The 6,593-nt window shown below is 51.4% G+C and carries 5 protein-coding genes and 1 tRNA gene; 4 read left to right on the forward strand and 2 right to left on the reverse strand.

Annotated features, from left to right (window positions below; all coding sequences use genetic code 11):
* Positions 1-342 precede the first annotated feature (342 nt).
* The 4 genes from WC184_12645 to WC184_12660 all read left to right on the forward strand — a co-directional run bounded on the left by WC184_12645 (position 343) and on the right by WC184_12660 (position 3,915).
* Positions 343-768 carry a hypothetical protein gene (locus WC184_12645; GenBank protein ID MFA7478715.1) on the forward strand — a complete coding sequence of 142 codons (426 nt, stop codon included), beginning with the start codon at positions 343-345 and terminating at the stop codon, positions 766-768.
* Between the two features lie 248 nt (positions 769-1,016).
* Positions 1,017-2,741: a hypothetical protein gene (locus WC184_12650; GenBank protein ID MFA7478716.1), complete on the forward strand. Its 1,725-nt coding sequence runs from the start codon at positions 1,017-1,019 to the stop codon at positions 2,739-2,741.
* A gap of 188 nt (positions 2,742-2,929) precedes the next feature.
* Complete coding sequence (locus WC184_12655; GenBank protein MFA7478717.1) at positions 2,930-3,319, forward strand: hypothetical protein; 390 nt, start codon at positions 2,930-2,932, stop codon at positions 3,317-3,319.
* A 519-nt stretch (positions 3,320-3,838) separates the two neighbouring features.
* Positions 3,839-3,915 (forward strand) — tRNA-Asp (locus WC184_12660).
* Between the two features lie 163 nt (positions 3,916-4,078).
* Here the strand turns inward: WC184_12660 and WC184_12665 are convergent.
* Positions 4,079-4,609, reverse strand: coding sequence for a hypothetical protein (locus WC184_12665; GenBank protein MFA7478718.1), 531 nt, complete (start codon positions 4,607-4,609; stop codon positions 4,079-4,081).
* 923 nt (positions 4,610-5,532) lie between these two features.
* Positions 5,533-6,593: hypothetical protein (locus tag WC184_12670; GenBank protein MFA7478719.1), on the reverse strand; the 1,061-nt coding region annotated here is incomplete at its 5' end.

The raw sequence follows: 6,593 nt of genomic DNA on the forward strand, positions 1-6,593 counted from the left end.
CCACACCCGCACCTCAACACACTATCCAAACCCCTACACATTCTTTATAGGCACCTGTTGTGCCCTGAGCCCGCCAAAGCCGTACAGGCTATATATAGCCTTGTTTGCAAGAACACCACAGAGGTACACAGTCACTGTTCTTAATAGGGCGGCTGGGCCGGTGGCGAAGAACACATGGCGTGGCCTTTAACAAAAAAGAGGTACAACATGGTTCACAAACACAGAGGTGTAACCATCGGCGAGATGGTATTAGTACTTCTCAGTTGGGCCGTAATCATGGCGCTTTTACTTCCGCTTTTTCCAGACAGAGATGACACACCTGAGAACAGGTTAAATAACACTATGTCTAACGCACAGGAAGTGTTGTCGTTCTCACCTGATGCTGATTGGGAATCCAAAGAAGCTGTCCGAGCGTTAGAAACTGCTTTAGATTCTTGGCCAAACGTTCCCACACCTAAACCTAATGTTGGGCCGTTTAGCCGTAAATATGATCAGACGTTCACCCTGGTAGAAGACGATGTGTGGCCTCTAACCAATGAAATGGTGATGTTACGCACAGAACATATGATGCTGCTTGCTTACCAACCCAAAAAGAACCAATACTGTGCCGGTGTAGTTTCTGACAGAGGCGCTACCCGCACAAGTTGTGTGAACAACCCACAGACCAACGGGTCGTTTATAGAGTTTGTGGAAGCAGGACAGTTCCCAGGGTTAGAGTTCCTTTCACCAGAAAACCATCCCAACAACACCAACAACACCACCGACTGAACCCCGTTTGTTTCACAAGTTGAGCCTGGTCGATGATCTGCCAGGCCCAACTTTCTTGTACCACAAACCTATCTGGGACTCGCCCACAACACTAGTATCTTCTCACAGGGTTACAAACAGTTTGTACAACACGTTTTGTGGGTTGAATACGTGTGTGATCTGGTTCTATAGCGGAAAACCGGTTTTGGTGATCAAACCCGGCTAAGGCTTAGTGGCTTCGGTAACACCTGGTCACACTGTAGTCGGTTGTGAAAACCTATCTCCCTACACGAAACGATAAGCGTGGTTTAACCCTTGTTGAGATAATACTTGGTGTCACGATTATCGCTGTTTTAACTTTCGCAGCGTTTGTGTCATTCCAACACGTGTTTAACAAAACCCGTGAACATGTCGAACTTGCAGCGTTGAAATCGGTGGCTCGTGAAGCTCAAGCCTTGCTAGCTATGTCGGGTGCAGACCAGTGGGACACCCAAGCAGGTCTTGATGCAGTGTTGGGCGCGTTAGGAGATTGGCCACCCACCCAAGCCTCTAGCATTGTTGGGGTTGTTGCTGATTCTAGCGAGTTGATCATAACTGAAGGTGATTTGTGGCCATCAGCTGGAGAGCTCACCTTCACACGTGCCCCTAACACACTCTTGCTGGTTGTGTCGTTAGATGCTGGGGCTTGTGTGGTAGCAGCACCTCCACAAAGCGGTGTTGTACAAGGAGGTTGTCTCTCTGAACTTGAAACAGTTGGGGAACAGTTACCTTCACAAGCTGTGACCGCTGATTTGGTGTCTGGTATAGGGAACACAGCCAGCACACCAACAGAACCAACTACAACCACAACCGAACCTGAACCGGATCCAGGGTTTTGGGCACAAATCGCTACAGGTTGGTCTCACACCTGCGGACTTGCTAACAACGGTGACACCTACTGTTGGGGACAAAACACTACATACCAGTTAGGGACCGGGAACACCGCCAATAAGACCGCCCCAACCAAACTTTTTGGTGATCATAGCTTTGTGTCGCTAGACGCCGGCCACAACCATACCTGCGGACTGACTAGCGTCGGAGAAGCCTACTGTTGGGGGGCCAACGGTGTGGGACAGCTCGGGGCCGGGAACAACACAACACAAACCACCCCTGTGAAAGTGGTAGGTAACCACAGATTTGTGGCTATCGCTGTTGGCAGCAACCACACCTGTGCGATAACCACAGCTGGTGAGGCCTATTGCTGGGGCAACAACGGTATGGGTCAGCTAGGGATAGGGTTCGCCGGCGGTTTTTATAGTAACCCCCAAGTAGTTGTAGGAAACCACGTATTTACAGCTATCACTACCAACAATCAGCACACCTGTGCACTAACCACAGAGGGCGACGCCTATTGCTGGGGCAACAACAACTACGGTCAATTAGGGATCGGGAATAGCTCCCAATACGCCAACCCGGTGAAAGTGTTAGGTAACCACATATTCGACTATGTTGCTGCTGGTGTGGAACACACCTGTGCGCTAACCACAGAGAGTGATGCCTATTGTTGGGGCTACGGTACCGATGGGCGGTTAGGTAATGGTGGTACCGCCCACCACACCAGCCCTGTGAAAGTGGTAGGCGGCCACCGTTTTAAAGACCTGTTCGCTGGTTTTTCACATTCCTGTGGGCTTACTACCGATAACCAAATGTTGTGTTGGAGTGGTTCTTACACCGCTTGGCTTGATGTTGGGTACGGCCCGTTCCAATACATTGTTGATGGTAACAACTTTGGGCAACAAGGAAACGGTCAGATAGGTACCCCCACAAACCTCTTCGGTGTACCAACCCCAGTTGTAGGGGAACATAGCTTTAAAAACGGTTCCACAAAGGTCTACCACACGTGCGGGGTGACCACAGAAGGGGACGCCTACTGCTGGGGCGAAAACAGTCAAGGACAACTCGGTTTAGGACACCTGAACAACCAAACCATCCCAACGCTAGTACCAGAACCCTAACCACCCGCAACCTAAATGCCGGTAACTCTCCCGGTAAGGCTACCTACATTTAGTGGGACTAACACACAACCCAACCAACACCCTACCCACCGCCCAGCCAGGCTGCGCCTGACAGCTACACGCCAGCGTCTGTGTGTGTTGTTTTACTAGTAGGGACACAATAACAAACAAACCTGGGAGGACCTACCATGACTAACACTGACACACCCACCGAAACAGTAATTTTTAAGGTTCCTAAAAACTGGGTTGAACAAACCCTCCCAGAACACACCATCGAATATGCAGCTAAACAAGCCCACCTAAACGCTGAACAACACGACTGGCTCTTAGCAATACAATGGTCGATCCACACACAAATCTTACAATGGCAAACCACCCAAGCCCTAGCAGTAACCCCCAACACACCTACCGGCAAAGAAGTAACAATCACAGACGAAAGCGACCGCCACAAAAACTGGTATGTAGGACCAGCACCACTAGACCCTGAAAACGAAGCTATCGTCTTCACCGAACTTTACGGACCAATAGTCGTAGCATACAACGACCTACAACTCATCGAACCACCACAAACCAGCTAACACCTACCACTACTTACTCAACCAACCTGGTTGCGTATCCCCACAACAGCCGTACTGTTAGTTTTTGCTAAGACCCGGAAACAGACCCTAACTGTATAGTTACTCTGCCCGTTTGGGGGTTGGGCCCAACCCCCAAACCACACAAGCATCTGTGTGGGGTAAACCTGTGAGATCTAAACACTCTGACAGACTCTAAGATGCAGTTAGTGTCACCCACTGTAATAGTGGGTGACACTACGAGACACCGCATGTCTCCCCGAGCCCTACCAAAATACTGGCAGGGCTGGGCCACAACCTAGGGTTGCTAACAAACCCCCCAGAACATTTCGTCTTGGCCGCACCGCTAACGACTGTTATGTCACCAAGGCTAACCTAGCCCCGTACGCACCGCTGGCTTATCGCCAAGTCGACGGGGCTAAACCTATCAACACCACCTGCTGCTGTCCCAACCACGAAACCTAACCATTAGAGTCCCAAGCGCATACACCTTCGCTTGACACAATACCGGTCAACATTTTTGGCACTGTAGCTTAACTGGATAAAGCACCAGCCTGTCACGCTGAAAGATGCGGGTTCAAGTCCCGCCAGTGTCGCCAAAACCCCACAACACCACCAGCTGGTGTCACAGACCCACCCAGGACACCAACAATAACCTGTGCCTATAAACACCAAAGGTCTGCGCAGCTCACAGTAACCGACCCGATACTAAATATCGTCAACAACTGTTCGGGGCCCCACAGACGCATAGGCAATGTGGTGTTATAAACTAATCGCCACCCAACGCTTCTGAACTATCTCTTGTGGTTCCATAGCTGTAAGGGTCGCAAGCACCGTCACCCGTAACATACCCCTAATGACTAGCAGGCGGATGTGTTCCTCAACAAGGGGCCATGACACCTCAACAATATGAGGGTTTCCCAACACTTCCAACACCGCAACCTCTAGCGGAGTGAGACAATATTCGTAACGGACGTACGGACGGGACTGGAACCTCACCCCACACATCGGTTCAGGAACCTGGCCTGGCACCCCAACCTCAACAACGGCCGGCACCTGGGTAGATAACCCGAGAAAATGTGCGGCCGCCACACCCGAAGGCCCAGACCCCGGCCCACCAACAGCGACCGCTGCCCCAAGCGTTGAAGGATGCGTCATACCAAACCGGGTTTTTTGACCCCGCCAGTACAAACCACGACTAACCCGGACCAGCTCACCTTCACCAACGAGACAACGCAACACCGACCCAACCTCACCAGCGTCACCGTCGAAATCATCGACACGAAAAAACATGTTGGGACGTGTGTGTTCTACCCGGTGACGTACAGTCTCTGCAACAGGTTTTTGTGTGACGGTCCCCATATGAGGAAACAGTGCTGGAAACCCCACAAAACACAACCGTTGTGTTCAACCAACTATTTTTCCTACCAAAGGCTGCACCACCTACAACCAACCACGACGCTAGTAGCCCTAGAGGGACTACCTGTTGTGCCAGTCATCTTGCCACAACCTGTCCAGGTTCCCAGTTTTGTGTGTCTTAACGGTTCTCGAAATAGTGTTTTCGGGTCGAAACCCACCAGAGAACCTTGTATGTGTGGTAGGGGTGTTAATCCAACCTTTTGGTTTTGCGGGCGCTTTATCTCGTGGTCGAGGTTAGGTTCACAAAATGTTCAGATCGATTCCGAGTTCGTCAGCGATTTCCGCCAGCGTGTAACACCCGGTTTCCCCTATACTGGTTTCGTTATCTGAGGGGCAGTGTGAGGTGTGGGTGTTTGGAGGGTTGGTTTTGTTCAAAACTGTTTGTAACCCGACAAACAACTCTGTTAACACTACTCCTGTGACAAACAGCCCACCGACTAACACTACGGTTACTACTTCTAGAGGGCCAGGGTTCAGCCACCGTCTACCAGCCTGTTTTGTTTTGTTATAGGTGGGGTTCTTCCGGTTTAACCGGTGGGTGCTAGTGGGTGTGTCTGTGACCATAACATGGCATTGTTCAACCTAAATCCTGGTAGTCGAGCAAGCAAAACAATGACCTATGATGCCCACAGGTATTTATCTTGTTTATCTACACAACCCCTCTACATTGTGGAGGGGTTGTGCGTAAAGTATGTTTGAAGCTGTGCTAAACGTAGCCTGCCACCAAGCTGGGAGAGCTCTTCTAGATGTTTGTTAGCCTGTGAAACGGCTGGCTATGGGCAGGTATGGTTTGGTGATTAGCCCCACGAAATAACAACACTACCATCACGCATACCCGATGCTACCCCCGCAGTACCACCAGCGGGGACAAGGTTCCCACCCCCACCACCACCGGAAGAGCCGCCGCTTCCTTTAATGCGAGAACCAAGGGCTCCTCCAGACCAGCCCCCGCCCCCAGGAGAAAAGTCTCTATTAGATGAGTGTTGTCCGTCGCTTAAGATGTTTGCGGTACCGACTTTACCCCCAGGAGCTGATGAAGATGAGTATATAGCTTCAGGAGCGTTTTCTCCCCCGTTACCACCAACGTTAGCACCACACCAAGACTGCGCACCGCAACTTCCCCTCCAACCACCCGCACCACCACCACCGGCTACGACTAGCCAGGTTTGGCCCCGAGCAATGGCTGACGCTCCGCCCCCACCGCCGAAGACCCCATTGGCAGGCATGCCCCCGTTGGCAGCACCTTTACCAGTAGCTGCTTGTCTCACTGCATTCGTAGTACCGCTTGTGCCTACAACACCGCGTGTAGCTGCATACACATCTAAGGTTTCCCCTGGTGTGACCGCAAGCGTGCCGGTTACCAAGGCTCCCATACCACCTCTTTGGAGCCCTTTTGAAAGAACTGCTGTGGGTCCTGCACCAGCGCCGCCTTCTAGTGTCACATTGATTTGTGTAACCCCTTCAGGAACCACAAATGTTTGGGCGCCAGGCTGTGCGTTAAACGTTTGTGAACCTGATGGTATTGTTGTGGTCGTAGTTGGTGGCGGTTCGGTCGTGGTCGGAACTTGTGTTACACCAAGCTCTGGGATTACACCATCATTTACTATACCTGTTGGGGTGTTACCCTCAACCAGACCGGCAGGTACGGTCCCACCAAGAATCGGTCCTACAGGTGGGGCTACCACAACATTCCAACCCGTGTCCCCTACCCCAACTAGCACCAGGGTATTAGATGTTCTAATAAAACCGATTTCACCAGCATCTGGCCAAACGTCCCCTTCAACAGGCACCAACCCATCACCACTATCAGCCAGTGTTCCAAAGCTTGTAGCGCCGGGGGTGTCCTCAATAGCACCTA

It is taken from the genome of Acidimicrobiia bacterium (assembly GCA_041676705.1).
Taxonomy (GTDB): domain Bacteria; phylum Actinomycetota; class Acidimicrobiia; order Acidimicrobiales; family SKKL01; genus Actinomarinicola.

What these genes read in the sequence shown, in the direction of transcription:
- WC184_12645 (MFA7478715.1), top strand. Translation starts at nt 343, where the DNA reads ATGTCTAACGCACAGGAAGTGTTGTCGTTCTCACCTGATGCTGATTGG.
- WC184_12655 (MFA7478717.1), top strand. Translation starts at nt 2,930, where the DNA reads ATGACTAACACTGACACACCCACCGAAACAGTAATTTTTAAGGTTCCT.
- WC184_12665 (MFA7478718.1), bottom strand. Translation starts at nt 4,609, where the DNA reads ATGTTTTTTCGTGTCGATGATTTCGACGGTGACGCTGGTGAGGTTGGG.